General features: G+C 29.0%; 26 protein-coding genes. 14 read left to right on the plus strand and 12 right to left on the minus strand.

All coding sequences use genetic code 11. The annotated features are described in order from the left end of the window. Window positions 1-137 precede the first annotated feature (137 nt). The 7 genes from ABNT65_RS17555 to ABNT65_RS17585 all read left to right on the plus strand — a co-directional run bounded on the left by ABNT65_RS17555 (window position 138) and on the right by ABNT65_RS17585 (window position 6,421). Window positions 138-863 carry an SMI1/KNR4 family protein gene (locus ABNT65_RS17555; RefSeq protein WP_348746463.1) on the plus strand — a complete coding sequence of 242 codons (726 nt, stop codon included), beginning with the start codon at window positions 138-140 and terminating at the stop codon, window positions 861-863. Window positions 864-1,100: 237 nt separating this feature from the next. Next, entirely contained in the window at window positions 1,101-1,703 is a 603-nt protein-coding gene (locus tag ABNT65_RS17560) for a hypothetical protein (protein WP_348746464.1), read from the plus strand. 115 nt (window positions 1,704-1,818) lie between these two features. Beyond that, window positions 1,819-2,229: a hypothetical protein gene (locus tag ABNT65_RS17565; protein ID WP_348746465.1), complete on the plus strand. Its 411-nt coding sequence runs from the start codon at window positions 1,819-1,821 to the stop codon at window positions 2,227-2,229. 140 nt (window positions 2,230-2,369) lie between these two features. Next, window positions 2,370-2,921 carry a hypothetical protein gene (locus ABNT65_RS17570; RefSeq protein ID WP_348746466.1) on the plus strand — a complete coding sequence of 184 codons (552 nt, stop codon included), beginning with the start codon at window positions 2,370-2,372 and terminating at the stop codon, window positions 2,919-2,921. A 418-nt stretch (window positions 2,922-3,339) separates the two neighbouring features. After that, window positions 3,340-3,951, plus strand: coding sequence for a hypothetical protein (locus tag ABNT65_RS17575; RefSeq protein WP_348738500.1), 612 nt, complete (start codon window positions 3,340-3,342; stop codon window positions 3,949-3,951). Between the two features lie 435 nt (window positions 3,952-4,386). Next, the gene (locus ABNT65_RS17580; protein ID WP_348746467.1) at window positions 4,387-5,289 is read left to right on the plus strand and encodes a hypothetical protein; all 903 of its coding nucleotides are present in this window, start codon (window positions 4,387-4,389) and stop codon (window positions 5,287-5,289) included. Window positions 5,290-5,296: 7 nt separating this feature from the next. Continuing rightward, complete coding sequence (locus ABNT65_RS17585) at window positions 5,297-6,421, plus strand: T9SS type A sorting domain-containing protein (protein WP_348746468.1); 1,125 nt, start codon at window positions 5,297-5,299, stop codon at window positions 6,419-6,421. 109 nt (window positions 6,422-6,530) lie between these two features. Here the strand turns inward: ABNT65_RS17585 and ABNT65_RS17590 are convergent, their stop codons facing one another. Continuing rightward, entirely contained in the window at window positions 6,531-7,100 is a 570-nt protein-coding gene (locus ABNT65_RS17590) for a class I SAM-dependent methyltransferase (RefSeq protein ID WP_348746469.1), read from the minus strand. Window positions 7,101-7,236: 136 nt separating this feature from the next. Here ABNT65_RS17590 and ABNT65_RS17595 point away from each other — a divergent pair, with 136 nt between their 5' ends. Together ABNT65_RS17595 and ABNT65_RS17600 are read left to right on the plus strand one after the other, a co-directional pair. Next, window positions 7,237-7,803 carry a hypothetical protein gene (locus ABNT65_RS17595; RefSeq protein WP_348746470.1) on the plus strand — a complete coding sequence of 189 codons (567 nt, stop codon included), beginning with the start codon at window positions 7,237-7,239 and terminating at the stop codon, window positions 7,801-7,803. A 140-nt stretch (window positions 7,804-7,943) separates the two neighbouring features. Further along, entirely contained in the window at window positions 7,944-8,672 is a 729-nt protein-coding gene (locus tag ABNT65_RS17600) for a DUF3667 domain-containing protein (RefSeq protein WP_348746471.1), read from the plus strand. Between the two features lie 108 nt (window positions 8,673-8,780). On the opposite strand, the gene ABNT65_RS17605 is transcribed toward ABNT65_RS17600, so the two are convergent. After that, the gene (locus ABNT65_RS17605) at window positions 8,781-9,086 is read right to left on the minus strand and encodes a hypothetical protein (RefSeq protein WP_348702841.1); all 306 of its coding nucleotides are present in this window, start codon (window positions 9,084-9,086) and stop codon (window positions 8,781-8,783) included. A 282-nt stretch (window positions 9,087-9,368) separates the two neighbouring features. Between ABNT65_RS17605 and ABNT65_RS17610 the strand changes: the two genes are divergently transcribed. From ABNT65_RS17610 to ABNT65_RS17620, 3 genes are all read left to right on the plus strand, one after another. Continuing rightward, on the plus strand, window positions 9,369-9,794 hold the full coding sequence (locus ABNT65_RS17610) for a hypothetical protein (protein ID WP_348746472.1): 426 nt from the start codon (window positions 9,369-9,371) through the stop codon (window positions 9,792-9,794). A gap of 75 nt (window positions 9,795-9,869) precedes the next feature. Continuing rightward, window positions 9,870-10,286, plus strand: coding sequence for a hypothetical protein (locus ABNT65_RS17615; protein ID WP_348702843.1), 417 nt, complete (start codon window positions 9,870-9,872; stop codon window positions 10,284-10,286). Window positions 10,287-10,329: 43 nt separating this feature from the next. Further along, window positions 10,330-11,247 carry a PhzF family phenazine biosynthesis protein gene (locus ABNT65_RS17620; protein ID WP_348746473.1) on the plus strand — a complete coding sequence of 306 codons (918 nt, stop codon included), beginning with the start codon at window positions 10,330-10,332 and terminating at the stop codon, window positions 11,245-11,247. A gap of 148 nt (window positions 11,248-11,395) precedes the next feature. Here the strand turns inward: ABNT65_RS17620 and ABNT65_RS17625 are convergent, their stop codons facing one another. The 3 genes from ABNT65_RS17625 to ABNT65_RS17635 all read right to left on the minus strand — a co-directional run bounded on the left by ABNT65_RS17625 (window position 11,396) and on the right by ABNT65_RS17635 (window position 14,087). After that, complete coding sequence (locus ABNT65_RS17625) at window positions 11,396-12,373, minus strand: hypothetical protein (protein WP_348746474.1); 978 nt, start codon at window positions 12,371-12,373, stop codon at window positions 11,396-11,398. A 272-nt stretch (window positions 12,374-12,645) separates the two neighbouring features. Further along, complete coding sequence (locus ABNT65_RS17630) at window positions 12,646-13,674, minus strand: hypothetical protein (protein ID WP_348702846.1); 1,029 nt, start codon at window positions 13,672-13,674, stop codon at window positions 12,646-12,648. A gap of 89 nt (window positions 13,675-13,763) precedes the next feature. Beyond that, window positions 13,764-14,087, minus strand: coding sequence for a helix-turn-helix domain-containing protein (locus ABNT65_RS17635; RefSeq protein ID WP_348702847.1), 324 nt, complete (start codon window positions 14,085-14,087; stop codon window positions 13,764-13,766). 275 nt (window positions 14,088-14,362) lie between these two features. On the opposite strand from ABNT65_RS17635, the gene ABNT65_RS17640 reads away from it, so the two are divergent. Next, window positions 14,363-15,856, plus strand: coding sequence for a hypothetical protein (locus ABNT65_RS17640; protein WP_348702848.1), 1,494 nt, complete (start codon window positions 14,363-14,365; stop codon window positions 15,854-15,856). 75 nt (window positions 15,857-15,931) lie between these two features. Here ABNT65_RS17640 and ABNT65_RS17645 read toward each other — a convergent pair whose 3' ends face one another. Further along, entirely contained in the window at window positions 15,932-16,471 is a 540-nt protein-coding gene (locus ABNT65_RS17645; protein WP_348702849.1) for an NAD(P)H-dependent oxidoreductase, read from the minus strand. Between the two features lie 249 nt (window positions 16,472-16,720). Here ABNT65_RS17645 and ABNT65_RS17650 point away from each other — a divergent pair, with 249 nt between their 5' ends. Next, window positions 16,721-17,080 carry a helix-turn-helix domain-containing protein gene (locus ABNT65_RS17650; RefSeq protein WP_348702850.1) on the plus strand — a complete coding sequence of 120 codons (360 nt, stop codon included), beginning with the start codon at window positions 16,721-16,723 and terminating at the stop codon, window positions 17,078-17,080. A gap of 9 nt (window positions 17,081-17,089) precedes the next feature. Here the strand turns inward: ABNT65_RS17650 and ABNT65_RS17655 are convergent, their stop codons facing one another. The 6 genes from ABNT65_RS17655 to ABNT65_RS17680 form a co-directional block, all read right to left on the minus strand. Continuing rightward, on the minus strand, window positions 17,090-18,319 hold the full coding sequence (locus ABNT65_RS17655) for an RNA polymerase sigma factor (RefSeq protein ID WP_348746475.1): 1,230 nt from the start codon (window positions 18,317-18,319) through the stop codon (window positions 17,090-17,092). Between the two features lie 11 nt (window positions 18,320-18,330). Beyond that, window positions 18,331-18,666 (minus strand): YciI family protein, encoded by a 336-nt coding sequence (locus ABNT65_RS17660; RefSeq protein ID WP_348702853.1) that lies wholly within the window; start codon window positions 18,664-18,666, stop codon window positions 18,331-18,333. A 77-nt stretch (window positions 18,667-18,743) separates the two neighbouring features. Next, on the minus strand, window positions 18,744-20,303 hold the full coding sequence (locus ABNT65_RS17665; protein WP_348746476.1) for a S41 family peptidase: 1,560 nt from the start codon (window positions 20,301-20,303) through the stop codon (window positions 18,744-18,746). Then, on the minus strand, window positions 20,290-20,718 hold the full coding sequence (locus ABNT65_RS17670) for a dCMP deaminase family protein (protein WP_348702855.1): 429 nt from the start codon (window positions 20,716-20,718) through the stop codon (window positions 20,290-20,292). The genes ABNT65_RS17665 and ABNT65_RS17670 overlap by 14 nt, the downstream gene beginning before the upstream one ends. A gap of 61 nt (window positions 20,719-20,779) precedes the next feature. Next, window positions 20,780-21,361 (minus strand): HupE/UreJ family protein, encoded by a 582-nt coding sequence (locus ABNT65_RS17675; RefSeq protein ID WP_348746477.1) that lies wholly within the window; start codon window positions 21,359-21,361, stop codon window positions 20,780-20,782. Then, entirely contained in the window at window positions 21,361-21,822 is a 462-nt protein-coding gene (locus ABNT65_RS17680) for an Lrp/AsnC ligand binding domain-containing protein (RefSeq protein ID WP_348702857.1), read from the minus strand. The genes ABNT65_RS17675 and ABNT65_RS17680 overlap by 1 nt, the downstream gene beginning before the upstream one ends. Window positions 21,823-21,858 lie beyond the last annotated feature (36 nt).

A 21,858-nucleotide genomic window follows, 5' to 3' on the forward strand; every position in this document is an offset into this window, starting at 1 on the left:
TATAGTTTATTTTTGCTAATAAGTTTATTTAGAAAAGTAGTTACTAAACTTAAAGTTTGGTTTTATTAGCTAAATGACAGTCAAAACACCAAAACAAACCATACCCCAAGCGTTAGCGATTATTAGAGAAAAACTATATGACAAATCTTGAAATAATTAAGAAACTCAAAGAATCCACTTTCACAGATGAAGATGGAGAAAAATATCAACTTGAATTTCAAGACGGATTGACCGATTCAGAAATTGATCAACTAAAAGGACAATTCCCAAGTAAAAATATTGACGGTGAAATAATTGAAATACTAAAAGAAACCAGAGGCTGGGACGGTTATGGCCCTGAAATGGTTTATTTCGATTCCATTGGTCAGTTCGGATTTTGGGAATTATCTGCAAATTCTCTTACTCTTGGCCACGATGGATTTGGAAATCACTGGATTCTAGATTTGAGCGAAGACGGAAAAGCTAATAAAGTGTTTTTTGCTTGTCATGACCCAGCAGTATTTTTAGTTAATTCACAAAACCTAAATGAATATTTAAGTCATCTTTTGGAATTTTACGAAAGTCCAGACAAATGTCACTTGAATGAAATACACGATAAAACAGTGATGACTATTTGGGATGAAAACAGACTATGCTCATCCAAAAGCGAATTTGAAAGTCGAAATCCTGAATTCAAAGATTTCCTCAATAAATTTAACGGAGACGAATGGACTGTCGCTGATTTGCGAGCAGGAAGAAATAAAGATGGTTTTGCTTGGGGAAAGTTTGGTGCGAATCAATTTACGGAAAGACATCCAACCGAATTGGTTTGGGTTATAAAGAATAAGAAAAAAGGTTTTTTATCGAGGATATTCGGAAAATAAAAATAACAAACTGCTAATACTGTATATAAAATCATAGCCCCGCTATTCCTTAGTATAGCTACCGCTAGTTTTAAAAATCAGTAACGTTTAAGTTTGGTGTAAAAAATAGTAGCTTACTCATTATGGATATTCAAACATTTTATAGTTTTTGATTAGTTAAAAATCTAGTAGATTTGTAAGTGTACAAAGGAAATAATAGTAATTGCTATTATGTTGTTATTAGGAATTATTGAATAAATGATAAAATTTAAAGCGACTAAAAATAAATCGGACAAATTAAAGTGGTTGATTTATATTCTAATTGGATTAGGATTATTAATTTTTATTATAAAATATTCGGATTGGCATATTATATCAAAAATATTGATTTCAATTCCCTTAATAATTAATTTATTATTTGATGTTTTTTACTTCAAAAAAGTTGGATATATAATTAATGAAATACATTTTGGTGATTCTGAAGTTGAAGTATTTGACCTTAAAAAAAATAAAAAAAGAATTACTTACTCAAATTTGAAGTATTCAATAAGAAAAAGAAAATTTGACAAACATAAAATTGAAATTGAACTAAAAAATAAAAGAAGCTTAAAATTCAAGACTTTTGGAAGATTACACATTAAGAATTGGGATAATATTTTTGACATTGAAAAAGAGTTAGAACAAAGAAAAGTTGTAAGAGTTGAATGGAAACCAATGACTTTATGGGGTAAATACTGGGGGATTTTTATCGATTTATTTTTCATAACCTCAGGTGGTGGAGATATTGGAATGACTGAATATCAAGAAAACTCTATTAAAGAGGTAACAGAAAACCCAGTAGAAGAAGAAAATAATGCCTAGCAAGATGTAAACGAAATATTCCTATGTGTTATGCTGGAAGTTAGTTGTGTATTTGTCAAGTCAGCGCCACAAGTTTAACTGTTTTAACTCTAAATTTTAAAAATTAAAAAAGGAAATGACTTTAGAATATTGGAATGAATTAGCCAAACAAACAATTTTGATAAGTTCATTACTAAGTGGGTTTTCAATTACAGTTGTAGCAAACTTATTAGTATCTGATAAAAACAACAAGCTATTTAATCGAATTTTAAAATCAGCAACATTGTCTGCAGGATGTTTCTTAATCACAGTTTTTGCAATGATGCAGATATCAATGATAACAACACCTGGTGGGTATTTAAAAAACGTTACCGAAAATGACTTTTTAGTTCCACGAATAATTGGAGTCATAGCCTTTTTTATTGGGTTATTCTCCCTATCAACTATGATTTCTTTATCTGGATGGACTAAATCAAAAAAAGTTGGAATATATACAACAGTAATCGGAATATTAACACTCTTATTTATTCTAATAACTCTTACTTAAAAAACTAGTGAGGTTAAAGTGTGGTCTAAAAATAGTAGTTTATTTATTATTTATATTCAAACATTTTATAGTTTTTAAATTAAAGAGGAATCTAGTAGATTTGTGTGTAAATTGTTGTTTTACAATATTAAAAACATGAAATGAGACGATACCTAATATTTATTTTTTTGATTAGTTTTTTTAACTGTTTTTCACAAAATTATAGATTAATAAATAAAGCAAACGCAATTTTAAATACTGAGAAACCTGATTTCAAAAAAGTTCAAAAGTTATTAAAAAGAGCTCAAAGACAAGATTATGGGTTTTGTGGCAATGCTAAACTTTCGGCATTCAGTAAAATAGCATACCTTGAAAGTAAAATGGCGTATTTAAAATCTGATTATAAAAGGTGTATTGAGATTTTAGACTCTGAAGAAGTTTGGATAAAGGCTAAATTATCAGATTCTTTAAAGGTGTTAAGTCTTATAAAAATTCATGGAAAAGAGAAAATTAAAACAATGATAGAGAAGAAGTCTAAAAAATTGATTACGAGAGATTCAGATTATCTCTACAAAAAAATATGTTTAAATCTAGCAGAAATAAAGTATAACTTTTGTTTTAATGATCAAGATGAATCTTTTGACTATAAAAAAGTAGTAACCATTAGAGAAATTATAGAAAAAACGAATTTTAATAATTTGATTTTTGATTAAAAAACGATAGTGCTACAAAACTACATAGTCCTCCCTTCGGATAAGAGTAAGTAGCAACAATAATGAACCCGTTTACTTTGATTTAGCATAGTCTATTCTTTATTATTTCTTTTTAATAATTTATTTAAGACTTTGGTATGTTTTTTGATAGTATTCAAAACCAATAACTGTTAAATTTTTAGAAGGGTTTAAAACGTTATGTCAAAGGGGGAGTTTTTTAAATTCCCCTTTTTTTATTCCTTATAATCAGTAGTACATTTGTTTTCAAAACCTCCTTGTTTTTTCGCAGCGTAGGTATTATAATACAGAGAAGTAGTCTAACCCAGTTTCCATTAAAACAATGTTGATATTACAAGTGTGAAATTGATTTATGTCAAGGGAAACCAGTACTATAGCCTTTATCTTTGTAGCTAAAAAGATGAAACAACTACACTATATATCTGGTATAACAATAACCCTTTTTATTCTACTTCATTTATCAAACCATCTATTTAGTCTTTTGGGGGTTGAAAAACATCTAGAAGTAATGACTATACTACGTGTTTTTTATAGAAATATAATAGTAGAATTTGTATTGGTTTGTGCTATTTTACTACAAATAGTTTCAGGAATAACGTTGTTTTTTAGAAAGAGAAAAGTGGCAAATTCGTTTTTAGAAAAGTTACAACTATGGAGTGGAGGATATCTTGCAATTTTCTTTGTATTTCATCTTACAGCTGTATTTGTAGGAAGATTAGTTTTAAATTTAGATACCAATATTTATTTTGGAGTAGCGGGGTTAAATACATTTCCTTTCTTGTTATTTTTTATTCCGTATTATGTATTGGCCATCATTTCGTTTTTTGGACATATTGCTGCAATTCATAGTATAAAAATGAAAAAGAAGGTACTAGGGGTTACCCCAAATAAGCAAGCCTATTTTATAGTGTTTATAGGAATAGTAGTTTCAATAGTAGTGATTTACGGATTAACAAATGGGTTTAAAGGAATTGAAATTCCGAAAGATTATCATGTAATGATAGGTAAGTAAAACCAAACGTTATATTTATCAAAATATACCATAAACATGGTATTTATTGTAAGCTAGTTGAATTGCAATTTTGTACTTGTAAAAAGGGTGTAAAAAATAAAAATAAGAAGCATACAGTTTTTAGATTTTAGCTACTTTTACGCAGGTATTACTAAGTATTAAAAGTGTATTACTTAGTGTTGCCTAAGGCTATATAAGAAAGAGTACCTAAAGCTTTAATTGGGTATTGAATAAGGGGTTACTACACCTTTTATAGTTGTGTAAATAAGTTAACAGATATTTTTTAGTATAAAATAGAGTAGACTTCTTTTTGTACAATCACTTTCTAGAATTTATTTCACAAAATAATAGCACCTTACACGGATTTTAACATGATGAAATTCGAGTAACTCTAAAGAAAATAACTAACCGTCAGGTTTTAAAACTAAATAGAATATGAAAATAAAAAAAGTAAATTATTTAATGATACTCTTATGTATACTACAAATTAGTATGAGTAAGGTAAAAGCATCTAATAGAACGGGTACTACCGTTGAGGTTTCAGAAGGTGCTATAAACATGTTTATTAATGAACAGTATAATAGAGCAGGCTTCCCTAGTAATATAAACGGAAGTTTAAGTGGGGTTACCTATGATATTGATCTTTATTTACCCAATATTCGTTTATTAAATGACCAAGCTAAAGTAGAGTTTGGATTTAACATTGCCTCAAATGTTTTTAATGGAGAAATTAGTTTTAAAGATGATATACGTTTTTCCGTGCCAAGCATAAATGAGTTAACTGTAAAAGGTGTATCTGTAGCTTTTAAACACAAGGTAAAGGCATTAGGACTCCATCCTGTATTAAAAACCTTGATAATTAATGCTTGGGATTCTTTAGAGTTGGAAGTATACCCTATGGAATTAGCTAAAAAACTAGAGAATAGTCCTTGGTTGGTAGAAAGAAGCATCTCTATAGTGGAGCCTTATTTTTCTGTAAGTTTTGATATTGATCCTCAAAAATTAAAAATAGGATTAAATACTTATTTAGAAAGTAGAGAATATTTAGTAGCAGGTTTGTTTTCTGATAGAAATGGATTGTCTGTAAAAATAGGAGCGGGTTGCCAAGTTAATATTAAAGAATTAGGACTTTATGACTTAAATGGAAGAAGAATTAGACACGGGGTAGATTTAGGAACTTGTCCTAAAAAAGGAGGATTAACCATACCTATAAGTGGTAGAATAGCCTATGCAACCTATATTTTAAAAATTCTTTATACCACCAATAATACTTTTTATTTAAGAGGGTATAAAACAGTGTTTAACGGGTATACACAGCCTAAAAATGTATTAAATTAAAAATAGTATGAAATTAAGAATAATTGCTTTTACTGTCCTATTGGTAGTGTCTTTTAATACGTTTTCTCAAAACGATATAAAAATAGTTTTTTCAGAAGCTGATTTGAATAATGCAATGAAAGCTATAAATGATGCTAGAGGAATAAACTTTGGAGAATACCGCAATAAACGTGGTTTAAACGCATGGTTTGTAAGTCTTAATAATGCGAGGTTTGATATAAAACCTAACAATACCATAAATATTAATAACCTAAACTTAACTGGTGGTGTTGATTTAAATTTATGGGTATTTGCATTTAAAGCTACAGGAGTTATTACGGGTACTATTGGAGGTGAAATAAAAGTGTCAAGAGATAATGCAAATGGATTTTCTTTACATGTAATTCCAACAGTAACAAAATTAGGATACTCAGGACCATTACAAGAAGTGGTTAAAGTAATCAAGCTTTTAGCTGGAGATTTAAAACAATACATACCTAAAATAGAACTAAATTTAGGAAACTCATTATTACCTAATTCGTTATCTAAATATTTTGAATGCGGTATTCCTGATATTGTATCAGATGAACATAAAGTAAGTATGGTTTTTAAAGTATTGTTAGAGGATGTGAATTTAAGAAATAAGAAAATAGCATCAGGAGATACTAATGTTACCACAGCATCCAATTCAATAACACTTAGTAAAAACTTTATAGTTGAACAAGGAGCTAACTTTTCCGCATTTATAACACCAAAATGTAGTTCTTATTTAAAACCTGAAAAGTTAACTAGAGAAGAAAGTACTGTTTTAATTGAAGGAGATACCATAGTTTCAACAAAAAAACTAATGAGCTTAGAGGAGGTTGATACTATAGAAGCCATAGAAACAAATGTAGATATTGAAGAGGTAGATGAAGAAATAAAAGCAACAGGTGTTTATCCGAATCCTTTTACCAATACATTGGCTGTTAAAAGTCCTACTAAAAATACGTTTTCAATTAGAGTTACAGATATGCAAGGAAAGGTTGTGTATGAAGGAGATGATTTAAAAGGAATTGAAAAATTAAATTTATCTCATTTAAAATCTGGAGCCTATAATGTTATGTTTATTATAAATCATAAAGTTGAGAGTAAAAAAGTAATAAAAAAATAAAACGTATACTTTAACTATTTGATAATAAGAGAAAGTGAAATAATTGAAAACCACAACGTTTTAAAATGTTGTGGTTTTTGTTTTAAAATCTTTCAAACGGGTAGTAATATTATTTCTTTTTAGCTATTAATAAAAGAGAATCGTCCGCTTCAAATTCTTGATAGCTTTCTAATAAAAGGATTTCAAAATTCGCTTCAAAAAAAGATGATAAACTATTTTTGGTATGGTAGTTTACAAACATTCCTTTAAACATTTCAGAACCTTCACCTTTCCAAAAAGAAAAACAAATAACACCATTGGTGTTAAGTAGCCCTACTTGCTGTTTGATAGAAGCAAGTAATTCATCATTGGTTAAATGGTGAAGTACTTTGTTAGCATATAAGCCATCAAACTTTTTATCAGTATCTAAAGTAATGGCATCAAGCAATAAAAACTCACCTGTTGGATTGTGGGTAGTTAAGTGCTTTAAAAAAACTTCGGAATTATCAGAACCTACCACATTGTAAGTTGTATTTAATAAGTTCCAATCTGTACCAGGACCAGAACCAATTTCAAGTAAAGAAGCAGTATCAGGTAAAAAAGGTTTTAATTTTTCAATCAAATCTTTTCCAGAAACATATTTAGCCAATTCAATATATTCAGCAACAGAAGCTTTTGTTTTGTAATAATCAGTACGCATGTTCTATGGGATTAGTAAGGCTAAATTACTAGAAGTATAAAGGAGAAACAATACCCAAAAACCCTAAAAAACGTTAAATCTAAAAAATGATAAAATTACTTATATTGGAATATTTGTAAGTTATAAACACAGTTAAATGAAATTTCTAATTAATAGTGTGCTATTTCTATGGAGTTGTTTTGTAGTAGGACAAGAGTTTTATACCGATGTTACGTATGCTGATATTGTTAATAAAGGCATTAGAATTCAAAATAGTTATCCAAAAGGAGGGCAAAAATACAAAGCACCTAATGGAAGAGAATATGTTTATTTGGTGTTTTGGACACGTATATCTAATGAAATGGAAGCAGATATAACAATAGAAATTGAAGCATTGAACCATTCATTTGTAATTCCTAGTGCACTAAATACAGAATTTAAAGTGTACATACCAACAGAAAAAATGACGCTAGAAAAAGAAAAACAAAAAGATTATGGATTGAACTTAGCGTTGTTTTTAGATCATAATTTGAATACTTCCTCTAAATTAATAGAAAATATTCCTGCAAAAGGATCACTTCTTTTCTATTCAGTTGTAATAGCAACTCAAGGAATTAACGGAGTTGTACGTGCTGGATTTGAATTACATGAACAAAATTTAATTTACAACCTTAATAACTATAAGGTTCCTTGTGGGAGCATCTTAGTAAAAGAGAAAAAGTAATTTTATAAAGATTGTTTTAAAATTTAGCTTTACTTTGCTCACTTATGCATAGCTAAAAGTAAAAATTAGATGTTTTTAGTATGGGGGGTATAATACCATTGCATATAGAATAAGCGGCTATAAAAGTATAACTATAAAAGATGAAGTGTTTAAATTGTAATAATGATGTAGAAGAAAACTTTTGTCAAATTTGCGGGCAAAAAGTATCTACACACAGGTTTTCCTTAAAATATTTGTTTGATAAAGGAATTTTAAATGGGGTTTTTATGATTAATAAAGGCCTTTTTTATACTTTGAAAGAACTGTTAACAAGGCCAGGACATAGTATAAGAGAATACATTAATGGCAAAAGAGTAAAGCACCTTAATGCATTTAACTTGCTATTATTACTAATAACAGTAGCTTACTTTTTAGATACTTATACAAATTTAAAGTTAGCCGATGTTATGAATGAAAGCAGTAAAGAATTTGCTACTTCTTTTGAGAAGTTTATGAAAGAATATCCTAGATTAATTTATATTATGAATGTGCCATTAATGGCTATTTCAAGCTTTTTAATTTTTAGAAAAAGCAAACTTAATTTAGCCGAAAATATCATATTAAGTACTTATAAATCATCTGCCGAAATTCTTTTAACAATGCCGTTAATATTGTTAGCTATCTTTTACAAGGATCTTTCTGTTTTAAAAATAGCATACCAATTGAGTCCTTTGTTAGCTTTTGGATATTCTTTTTGGTTTTACTACCAATTTTTTTCAACATATGGCTACAAGAAAAGAAGTTTAATTTTTAGGTCATTTTTTTCTATCCTAATCTTTGTTCTTACACAAGGAACTTTAATAGCGGCCATAGTTGCTTTAAGATCATAGTTACATAATAATATAAAATAAGAACAAGTTAGAAACTATAAAAAGATTCTAACTTGTTCTTATTAGTTTTTAGAATACTATACTTATAAAAGTATACTATCGTATTTATTATTGATCTATTGTGTCTAGTTTTATAATAATTAAAATGTCATACTTATTTCCAAACTCATCTTCTTCTTCCTCAGTTTTGTATGCAACTTTAAATGTTTTATTAAGGAAAGAGTTGTTTTTTAAGTCAAAAGCTTTTACGGCTTCAGGTTCAATTTTCTCAAAGCTGTAATCATCATCATTATCTGAAAAATAATAAACACCATCTTCATGACCATCAAAAGTAGCTGTTAATATTTTAGATTCTTGCCCATAAGAAGTAGTAAACATGATAATTGAGAATAATGCTAAAAGAACAGTTTTCATATAAAAAAGATAAAAAATTAATTAAAATTTACAACCCGTTAAGCTTGGTGCTTATGAGTAATATACATAGTTATAGCTGCATTAATATTTATTGTTATTTTAAAAACAAGTAAAAAATATTTTACAAAGCTAACAAGGTTATTTTGATGCGATTAAATAATCACTTTATAAAGTTATTCTTTTTTTTATTTGAAGTCAATAAATTATTGAAATTAATTACATTCGTTATGATTTCAAATGAGATTTAATACATAGTTAAACTTAATTTTGAAAAATAGTAAAATGAGAGATGTCATTTGTCAAGTTTTAGTTGAAGAAAAATCCAAAGATTTAATCTTTTCGGTACTTAATAAGTTTATTCCTGACTATGAAAAGCTTAATTTAGATTATACAGGAAAAATTGACGATATAAATTATATCTTCAAATCAGAAGAAGAAATGATTAATTATTATGTAGAGAAAGATAAAGTAAATCAAACGTTTTATTGGAATAAATACGAAAATAACCCAGATAAAATAATGGTTGGAGTTAATATTTTGGCTGATAATCAAATTGTGTTTAGTTTAACTATTGACGGTTGTGAGCAAAAAGAAACTGAATATTTTAGGGAGTTAAAAAGTTTTTTAAAATCAGAAATAGGTGTAGTTTCTTACATTAATCCAGTAGAATATGATAGCGGTAAAGATTTTAGAGACAGGTATGAATAAGGTTTGAGTAAGTTTAAAAATAATAAAACAGTTTTAAGTCAGCGCATTTTAATTTAATAAATAAACAAAATAAATATGGAATCGAATTGCCCATCTGCTCCAATTAATAAAAAAGAGTATATAACTGATATTGGAAAAATACTGGTTAAGGAATATGGTAAAAAAAAGTATTATAAACCAGAAGAAGTTAAAAAAGCATCTAAGAAATCAAAATACCATAAAGGAGAAGGTATAGATTGGCATTGTTGGGCAATGTGTGTATTTTCATCTGGTCCAGACTTTATGGCATTTCACTTATTAACAGGTGAAACCTGTGATTACATAAAAATGAAAACAGAAATGTTAGGAGGATTAGCAAATAATGTTACGGCGAGTTGGGTAGCCATTCCTGATTTAGATCTTGATACTTCATGGTTAGATTTTGGAGACGTTTTTGGGGGCATGTTAGAAGGAATTGGAGAATTTATAGGTGCTATTTTTGAAGGTTTATAACTTTAGGTTAATTACATTTATAAACGAATTTTGAATTTAAAAAATGATTGCGATAGAATATTATTTAGTAGATGTGTTTACATCACAAAAATATGGTGGAAATCAACTAGCTGTTTTTATTGATTTTGAAAATAAGGTTTCTGAAGAAAATATGCTTAAAATGGCAAGAGAGCTTAATTTTTCTGAAATCACATTTATAAAAGGAAATCATCAGAATAAAGAATTTGATGTTAGGATTTTTACGCCTGAATATGAGGTTCCTTTTGCAGGACATCCATCATTAGGAACAGCTTATATTATTTCAAAATATATAATGTCAGATCCTAAAGAAAGTATTACACTGAACTTAAAACACGCTCAAATTGGTATTGATATAGCTACGTTAACCAATCTTGAAAAAAGCGACTTTACAATGGAGCAGGCACAACCAGTATTTACAACTACGTATGAGCATTTAGAGATAGCTAATAGATTGGGATTAGAGTTAGAAATGTTAGATCAAGAAAAGTCAATAGAAGAAATTAGTACAGGATTGCCTTATATTATTATTCCGTTAGTTGGTTTAAAGGAGATAAGTGAACTACAATTAGATTCTAAAAAGGTAATAGATTTTTTAATTGACAAAAAGAGGTATAAAACCAATAGTGAAACAGGGTTAACAACATCGTTGTTTTTTACCACTAAAGAAACATTTGAAAAACAACACACTTATAATGCTAGAATGTTTTGCGTAGAAAATGGAGGTTTGATAGAAGATGCAGCTACAGGAAGTGCCAATGGTTGTTTTTTGGGGTATTTATTAAAAAATGAGTCTTCAGAAATTTCGGCAATAGTTGAACAAGGATTTCAAATGGGAAGAAAATCCTATGTAAAGCTAAAAGGAAAACTTGAAAATGAAAAATACAGCATTCAAATAGGAGGAAAAGTTGTTGAAATAAGTAAAGGTGTCTGGAATGTTTAATTAAATTAGTTTTATATAAATAGTAAAATTTAATACAATAAAAAACCTCGCTAAAAGATAACAGAAAATTAGCGAGGTTTAAAGTCTGGGGGACTTTCGGGAGACTCTTGGGGGGTACATCTGGATATAGAGAATTTTGTTTACCTATTTAATAAGTATAGTCATACTGATGTCTAAAATCAAAAGTATGTTGATAGTCAAAACGATGTTTATAATCAAAAGCGTGTTGTAAATCATATTGATGCTGAATGTCAAAAGGATGTTGTAAATCATATTGATGCGATCTTCTAGGGCCGTAAATGGTTTGTACAATGTGTTGACAAACCATGCGGTGTTGACAAGCTTTTTTATGTTGGCAAGCAATTTTGTGCTGGCAAGCCATGGTGTGCTTACAGGTAGTTTTATGTGTGCAAGTAACTTTATGTGTACAGGCTACCTTTCTTTTTATTCTTGCTCTGTCTAAACCTGTTAGTATTGTACGTTTACCATTATTTATGTAAGTAATGCTATTTAAATAAGCAGTTTCTACAGATTCATTTCTACTTTTAAAACCAGCTACCATGCTATTCACACGCTCCACAGGAGTACCATGATGTGAAGGGTCATACCAATCACCAGCATCAAATAAACTATTAGCAAAGTTTTTAATATTGGTGTTGTACAAGTAACTTTTTCTACCAATGTAAAAACCAGCTAAAAAATCAGCTTGTAATTCACGATCTCTAGCTCTGAATGTACTATTCTTTTTACATTGCAAAATATGTGCAAACTCATGAGCTAAAATACCTGCTACAGCATAACCACCTTTTGTCATGGTGTATAGCTCATTAACCATTAAATTCTTTCCAAACCGTACAGTACCATCGTAAACTCTTGGGTTTCTTGATTGGCAATTAGCTAAAGCATTAGGACTATTGCCATCATCCATTATCCATAAATCTACAGAAACTTTAAATACATTTTCTATCAGTCCTTTTTCTTGATTAAACTGTGCGTCAAGTGTAGTATTTCCAGTTGTTTTTGATAAGTTGTTGTAGTTGTTAATTCCACCACCACTAAAGCATTGCGCAATACTTTGATTTAATGACAATAAGAGTACCCCTACAATTATAAGGTAATGTTTCATAATAGAGTATATATTTAGGTTATTAAATCACCTAATACCATTGGGGAATGGCTTAAGTTGGGGTTACTTAAGTTTTATATAGAAAATAATTTAAAAAGGGTGGGTTAATATGTTAGTAAGCAATGTTTTGCGTGGCTAAAATACTTTATAAAGATAATAAATTAACTAAATATATACAAAGGAAAAACACTGTTTGTTAAAAAGTAGTTTTGATTTGTATGATCATTTAAAAATGTTTAAGTGTTTGAAAGTGATGAGTTTGCTGTTTTAAGTTATTGAATAGTAATTATAATTCTAGAGGCTATATCTTTAGCAGTAGTTATATTTGATAAATCAGAATAAAGGTTTCCGTTATTTCCTGAATGATGTCCGTGTCCAATTAAATCCATTAAATAGTTAGTTTTGGAAATATCATCTATTGTATTTATAGTTGAAGAATAGACTAATGATGGTTGTCCTACTTTTCCTGAACCTGTATAGATAGCATCATTAGGAAATTTATTTTTAGTATAGTAATCATTCCAGTCATAGGACTGATTTAATTCTAAGAATACTTTATAACCAGTGTTTTTTTTAAAATGAGTTTTAGAGTTTATAATAAAGTTTCCTGTAGGTGTTGCTCCAGAATAGGCGTCTAAATCTGAAGTGTTGTGCAAAGGAATATATAAACTGTCTTGCTCTATTATTCCTCTTTTATGAGACCATACAGGTAATGATTCAGGACGACGAACTATAGCCGGCTTCCATTTGTTCTTTATCTTTATGCCATAATCAAAAGAACTAGAAGCAATAACTCTGGAAACGTATAATGTTTTAATGTAGTTTCCTTTAAGGTCTTCAAGCCATATTGCAAAGAGCGGATATTGAAAAGAGTTGCCTTTTTTTAATTCAATAAGTATATTTTTAGAACCTATAGCATTTGGTAAATCAATAATTTGATAGTTGTTATCTTTTTCTTTTTTACCTATTTGTTTGTTTCTAATACGATTACCATAATTATAAAGCTCACTTATTAGGGGAAGTTGATAATAAAGGCTTAGCACTAAAATAAATGATAAGATTATTATAAAAGGGCTTTGTAGTTTTTGTAAAGAAGAAGCTCTTTTTCCGGAGATATAATTTGTTAAAGCTTTTTTGTTATTTATGATATGAAAAATAACGCCTAATGTAAAAAATAACGCAAAAAAAGTATGTATAGAAGCAATGCTTTTTTGGAATGGAAAAAAGTAAAGCAAACATCCAGATATGGATAAAATTATAAAAATAGTAGTCAATAAATTTCCTAATAGTCTTCTGTTCATGTTGTGTGTGTTTAAGAACAGCAAAAGTATTTTAGAAGAATTATTTAGACAATAAGGGGCAAATTCACCCCTATTATTTCATGATGTATTTAGAGTTTTTCACCAAATTTACCTAGTACTTTTACAACTAACATTAGTTCTTTACCTAAAGGAGTTAAAGCGTACTCAACTTTTTTAGGGTATACTTCAAAATCTTTTTTTTCAATAACACCATCTTCAATCAGTTCGCCTAGTTGTTGAGTTAATGCTCTTTTAGAAGCTTCAGGATTTAGTTTTTCTAAATCTCTAAGTCTACGTTTATTTCTGTTTAATTCACATAATAAAGCTAACTTCCATTTGCCAGAAATAATGTTTAATGTTTTTTCCATAGGACAATCTTCTTTTTTAGAAGTTTTCCTTATATAAGTCCCCATTTTATATGATCTGTATTTTTTGTAAAAATAGAATTTAATCTAGCTTTTTAGGGAATTTACTTGTAAGAAAAAGAAAACTAGAGCATAGCAGAGGTTAATATTATTTTATTTTGAAAAATAAGTAGAAAAAAGCCGTTTAATTGAGTTGATTAGCTATTAGACAAATTTTGCGCGAGTTTTTAGCTTATAAATAATATGTTAATTTTTTATTTTTAGGTAGGGTAATATTATTTTAACTTGTTTTGTCTTTTGGGAATTAAAATTAAAATTAAGAAATGAAATTCAAAATAAAGTGTAAAAATAATGTTTTCAGGTGTGTAATTGTTTTTTCTTGTGCTTTTTTTTTGAGTTGTAGTGATGATATTAAATTACCTATAAATCAAGAAGAACCAGTTAATACAAATTCAACAATACCAGCAGATGCTATTATTCCATTAAAAGCTCCGTTTAAAACAATAGTTAATCATGATGGGCTTCAAATTCCAGTTAAAATTTACGGTAACCAAAAATCTGACATTGTAATATTTACAATACATGGAGGGCCAGGAGGAAAAATTTATAATGGAGTATCTAGTAATTTATATAAAGATTATCTTGTTATTTCTTATCTGCAAAGAGGTGATTCTGGAGAAAGTTATGGAGTTGGGGCTAATTCTCTAGAACAAAAATTAAAAAACACTACAATTGAAGATATGTATGCAGAAACAAATAAGGTATTTGAAACTATAGTTGAAAGATATAACCTTAAATATAAAAAATTCTTTGTTGATGCAACTAGTTGGGGTGGCTGGTTAATGTTACAATTTGCTTACGATAATAAAACAAAAAACAAGAGTAAATATGATGTTAGAGGGCTTATTTCATACGATGGAATGTCTTATTCTGTAAAAAATAGTTTCTATAATATGGTAGCATATTATAAGGAAACACTTGAAGAGTTGGAAAACCAGTATAAATTAACTAAAGATTTCCTTTTAATAAAATTGGGAGGGCACCTATCTCAAGAGCTTATAGAAAAGGATTATATAAGTAGTTTTTTTAATGAGAATGATTATGGAGGTTCAGGTACGTTACAAAAGAATACTTATGATTATACTTTTAAGATTAAAGAGTTGCAAGAAGATGGTAGTTTAAAAACAGTTTCCTTATCAGGTTCTTTAGCAGATATGGAAAATTTGTTTTTAAAAACATTAAAATACAATAAGTTTATAATCAATAAAATTTCACAAGACTTTGAATCTGACAGTCAAAACTATATTTATTATGAAAAGTTATTAAAAGTGTTTCGATTATTACCTTCTATATCTCAACAGTTTTTACCTTCAATTGTTGAGACCCAATCAAAAATTAATCATGGTCTTTATTTACTTAGTATAGATGGTGAATACTCTGAAAATAAGTTTGAAAAAGCATTTGAGAATTATTTAAAGGAGAGTAAATTAACCCATAATGATGTTAAGGATAATTTCAGATATATCTTAAATGAGGATGCTTTAAAAAAATCACATGAAAGTATTTTTAAAACAATTGACATTCCTTTACTATTCTTGAAAAATAAACAAGATGATATCATTCCTTATAAAAGTATTGAGAACCAATGTAATTTAACGCCTAGCGCATTGCTTTATGTTTCAGATGGGTATCACGGTATTATAAATGACGAAAAAATGTTTATGAAATATAATAAAGAAACTAAGTCTATTGAAAAAAATAATTCTAAACTAAAAGATATTGTAAGGCTGTTTATCAATAAGAATACTCTTAAATGATAAAGTACTTACCTTAATAAAAGTAATTATAAATGTTTACAATAAACATTTATAATTACTTCTACTAATAGAATTTTATACTCTTATTTTGTAGGTGTTTTTTTGAGATAGAAATGTATTCACATAGCTTTTTGCATTTTGAGTAATGGTAGTCATTTCTGGATTATGTTCAGCTCCATAGAAAAAATGAGTACTACCTATTTCGCATCCACAATAAGTAAAGCTTAAAGTAATATCGTTTAATAAATCATGTACAGAAATACCAGCTTCATAAGCTTCTTGCTTTCCTCCCATAGAAACTGCCAAACTTAATTTTTTACCTTTTAGTTTATCACCTTCGGGGCCAAAAGCCCAGCCATAAGCAAAAACTTCATCTAAATATTTCTTAAAAGCAAAAGGAGCACTAAACCAATAAAAAGGAAACTGAAAAATAATTTCATCATATTTTTCTAGTAATTGTTGTTCTTTTTCAAGATCAAAATTTAAGTCGGGATATTGTTCATAAATATCGTGAAGAATAAAGTCATTAGGATATTTCTCTAACTCAGAAAGCCAAGCTTTATTAACTATGGAGTTTGATAAGTAAGGGTGTGTTATAATAACTAATTTAGCCATAATATGTTTGTTTTATACATAGGCTAAAAGTATTCTTTATGTACTGTAATGAATAATAATAACTGTTAAACGCTACTATACTAAAGTATATCATTATGTTTTCAAATTAGTAGTTAGATGGTTATTTTTTCAGTTGTGTATGAAGAGTTTTATGAAAATTATGGTGCTATTTAATTGGTGTAAACTATTTTCAATAAATAGAATCAAATAGTATTTTTGAACTATATAAGTTAGTAATTATTATGTTTTATGGATATAATTAAAACCTACCCGCATATTGAAGAATGTTGTGTGAGTTATATTTTAGCAATGAATGATACCATGAATGTATTAAATGGTAAATGGAAATTGCCAATTTTAGCAGCGTTATTGTATAATAACAAACGTTTTAAAGATATTCAAGAAAATGTAGGAGGCATTACACCAAGAATGTTGTCTAAAGAACTTAAAGAGTTAGAAGTTAATGGGGTAATATCACGAAAAGTATATGATAGCAGACCTGTACTTATAGAATATGAGTTAACAGAATCGGGAAAAAGTATAACAAAAGTTATGGATGCTATGGTAGCTTGGGGAGTAGAACACCGTGAAAACATATTAGAGAAATAAAAGTGTTTATTAAAGCGCTAATAACTGTGTTTTCTTTTTGGTTAAATACGTTTTTTCTAGTTCGTTGCTAACTTTGGTTAATGCAATATTTATATATTCAATAGCTTTATTAACGTTATTGGTTTTAGAAAAATAGTCAGCTTTGGCTCCATAATATAAATAAGCACGTTGCTCTAAATCTTCAGGTTGTAATTGGTTAAAATAATAATTAGCTTTCACATAGTTTTTAGTTTGCAGGCATACCACTCCCATGTTTAATAAAAGAGAGGGAGAAGGGTTTAGTTGGTACAAACATTCATACCATTGTAAAATTTTAGTCCAATTAGTCATATTAAAATTAGGAGCTTTAATATGTTCAGCGGCAATTGCAGCTTCATAATGATAGGATGAAAATTCATTGTTTACAACTGCTTTATTCATCATAGCATTGCCTAATTGAATTAAGGGGAAAGACCATAAGTTGCGATCTTGCGATTGTAAATCTATCACTTCATTATTCGCATTTACCTTTGCATCTAATCGTGCAGCATGAAAACACATTAAGGCAAATAAGGCATAACTGGCAGAATTAGCAGTAAACGAATTTTTTAATAGAGATTTGCATAGACGCATGGCTTCACCACATAATTCTTTTCTTACTAATACTTCTTTTTTTATAGAATGGAAACCTTCATTAAAAATAAGATATAGAACTTCTAATACATGTTCAATACGTTCAGGTAATTGATTTCCTTGAGGAATGGTAAACTGTAAGTTGTGTTTATGAATAGTTTTTCTAGCTCTTACTAAGCGCTTTTTTATGGTTTCTTCTTTAGTTAATAGAGCAGCAGCTATTTCTTTACTGCTAAACCCAGCTATGGTTTTTAAGGCAAAAGCTATTTGATCTTTAGCATCAAGTTTAGGATGACAAGCAGTAAAAATCATTCGTAACTGTGCATCCTCAATTTCACTTTCTAAAAAAAGTTCTTCAATAGCTACAGTGTTAATACCTTGTTGAAGAAAAGGAGCATTCTTTTTCTCAGATTGTAACTTTCTAAAAATATCAACCACTCTATTTTTAGCAGCTTGTGTTAACCAAGCTTCAGGGTTTTCAGGAAGTTGTTTTCGCCAATGAATGCTGGCTTTTAAAAAAGTGTCTTGTACAGCATCTTCAATAAGTTCAAGATGTGTGAGGCCAAAAATACGTGTTAAAACAGCAACCATCTTTCCGCTATGATGTCGGAAAAGATGGTCTAGCATTTTGTTATCCATTATTGATCAAATACCATAATCTCTCTAATCTCTACGGTACCGCCTAAATCAAAATCAGGAAAATCTTGTGCAATTTCTTCAACAGCTTCAAAATCGTTAGCTTTTACCAAGTAGTAACCACCAACAATTTCTTTTACTTCAGCAGAAGTTAAATCTGTTACAGTACGATTTTTACCAACAATACGACGAATTTGAGGGGTTAATGCATTTCCGCTAACTACCACACCTTCTTTTTCCATTTTAGCATTCCATGCAAACCATTTTCCCATACGGTTTTGCATCTCTTCAGGAGAAAGCCCTAAGTCAGTGTAATCAGCTCCGATAAAAATCATCATAAAATCTTTCATAATTTTAAAATTTAAAGTTATTTACTAGTAAGACGTTTATCTGCAATAAAAAGGGGACACATTTTTTATTTTTTTTCTAATTCCAATACTTTTTGAATCATTTTATCCTCTTGTTGATTTAGTTTGTATAAACCTTCATCATTAAATAAGTCGCGTGCAATAAGGGTTTTAAGGTTTTTCTCTAACTGCTTTTTTGTGCGAGCAGAAATCTTAAAGTCTTTCAATTTTGCTAAAAATTTACTAGATACATTTTGGTTCTTATCAAAATTAGCAATAAAGTCTTTTAAAGAAAGTTTTGCCAATTCTTTCCTGTTGCCATCTACATATTCAAAAGCAAAATTGTTAAGCGGTCTAAAGAAGATTGTTGGAATATAAGCTGAGGTATCTACAGGTACAAATACATCAGGAATAATACCGCCGCCGCCATAAACTATCTTTCCTTTAGGAGTTGTAAATTTTAAACTATCTACAGTTTTAATACTATCTTTGTCAAAAAGCTCACCGTTGGAATATCTACTTTGAATATCACTATCGTAATCTGTAGCACTCTCTTCTTTTTTATAAGGCTTTTGAATAGATCTTCCTGTTGGTGTATAATAGCGTGCAGTTGTTAATCGTACAGCAGACCCGTCACCTAAATCCATTTCTTGTTGTACCAAACCTTTTCCAAAAGACCTTCTTCCAATAATAATTCCTTTGTCATTGTCTTGTAAAGCACCTGCTACAATTTCTGAGGCAGAGGCAGAGTTTTCATCAATTAAAACATACAAATCACCATTTTCAAAATCACCTTTTTCAGTGGCAAATGATTCGTTAATAGCACCTTTATTGTTTTTTGTATAGACAATTAGTTTATCATCTTCTAAAAACTCATCTACAATTTTGTTGGCTATATCAATAAAACCACCACCATTGCCACGTAAATCTAATACCAAGCTTTTCATTCCTTCACCCAATAAATTAGTTAAGGAAGACTTGAATTCTTTATAGGTATTACGTGCAAAACGATTTAGTTTAATATACCCAATAGTATCATTAAGCATATAGGCAACATCTACGCTTTTAATATTTACCTTTCCTCTATTAATAGTAACTGTAAAAAGGCTATCATTTGTTTTTCTGTAAATCTGGAGAGCTACTTGTGTATTGGGTTTCCCTTTTAAACGTTTTAAAATTTGATTGGAAGCTAATTTTTTACCAAACAAAGTGTCTTTATCAGCTAGCAAAATTCTATCTCCAGCTTTAATACCTTGTTTAATACTTGGTCCACCTTTAATAGGTTCAATAACAGTAATAGAATCACCAATCATTCTAAACTGCACACCAATTCCAACAAAGTTACCTTGCATATTTTCTGTAACTAACTGTAAATTTTCTTTAGGTATATAAACAGAATGTGGATCCAATTTATCAAGCATTTTAGCAATAGCATCATCTAAAAGCTCATCTGTATTTACATTATCTACATAATCACTCTGAATGTAGTCAATTAATCGTTTAATTTTACGTTCATTAGAAGATGTTTTGCCAGGAATCATATCATTGTCCTTACCAAAGAACATTCCAATAAGGATTCCAAAAATTACAGCAATAGAAAAATAAATAGGTAAATTATTCTTGTTCATTAGGTAAATGTGTCAATTCAACGCCTGCTTTCTTTAAAAACTCTAAACCAGATGGATCTTTATAAGCATCTAAGTAAACTACTCGTTTAATACCAGCTTGATGTATTAATTTACTACACTGTTGGCAAGGAGACAAGGTAATGTATAAAGTAGCATCTTTACAAGATTGTGTAGAAGCCGCTACTTTTAAAATAGCATTTGCTTCTGCATGTAAAACATACCATTTAGTATAACCTTCCTCGTCTTCACAATAATTTTCAAAACCAGAAGGCGTACCATTGTAACCATCTGATATAATCATTCTATCCTTAACAATAAGAGCGCCTACTTTTTTACGTTTACAATGAGAAAGTTTTCCCCATTCTTGCGCCATTCTTAAGTAAGCCTTGTCGTATTTAAGTTGTTTTTTATCCAATCGTTAAAATGTTTAGGGCAATTGCTAATTTAGCCAGAAAAAAACGGTTATGTGTTAATTTTTACCAAAAAACACGGTCTATCATCATTTGAATTGCAATACCAATTACTATAGAAGAAGCTACTAAAATCCAATCACGACGATTAACTCCTAAAATAGATTGTACAAAGCTTCCTGTTAAAAGAATTAATAAAACAATAATAACTTGTGCGGCTTCCACACCTAAAGCAAACTCTAATAAAGGTATTAGTTTATCGTTGCTTCTTCCAATCATCATTTTAAAATAATTAGAAAAACCTAACCCATGAACTAAACCAAAAAATAAGGCAAAAAATAAGTTTTGATTTTCTTTTCCTACCGATGCTTTTTTTGCGGTTAATACATTCATTAATCCAGTAATAAATATGGTAAGTGGTATTAAAAACTCTACCAGTTTAGCATTAACATTTAAAACACCGTAAGTAGATAAAGCTAAGGTAATAGAGTGTCCAATAGTAAATAAAGTAATTAACCATAATACTTTTTTCCATTGTTTAAACTGGTAAACAGCGGCTAATACAATTAAAAAAAGAATATGGTCATAAGCTTTAATATCCAATACATGGAACAAGCCCATTTTAAAATAAAAAATAAAATCGTTCATTAAATTTTAATTTGTCTTTTAATTTGTTGGTCTAATGAGATGAATGTCTCAGTTCTAGAAACTCCTTTAATAGTTTGAATATCTTTATTTAATAAATGCATTAAATCCTCGTTGTTTTTACACATTATTTTAATAAAAATAGCATAGTTACCGGTAGTATAATGGCTTTCTACCACTTCAGGGATTTCTTTTAAACGTTTAATAGCAGAGGAGTATAAACTAGAAGAATCTAAGAAAACACCTACAAAAGCTGTAGTGTCGTATCCAAGCGTTTTAGGGTTTAGAATCATTTTATACCCATCAATCAAGTCTGCATCTTCCAGTTTTCTAAGTCGTTGATGAATAGCTGCTCCAGAAATCCCTACTTCTCTAGCTATACTTAATATAGGAGTACGAGCATCATTTAATAGTCGTTTAATGATGATTTTATCAATACCATCAATTTTTAATTTTTTTGTCATAACGTAAGCAGATAAGAAAGAAGTAAAAATATAAAA

It is taken from the genome of Tenacibaculum sp. 190524A02b (genome assembly GCF_964036645.1).
Taxonomy (GTDB): Bacteria; Bacteroidota; Bacteroidia; order Flavobacteriales; family Flavobacteriaceae; genus Polaribacter; species Polaribacter vairaonense.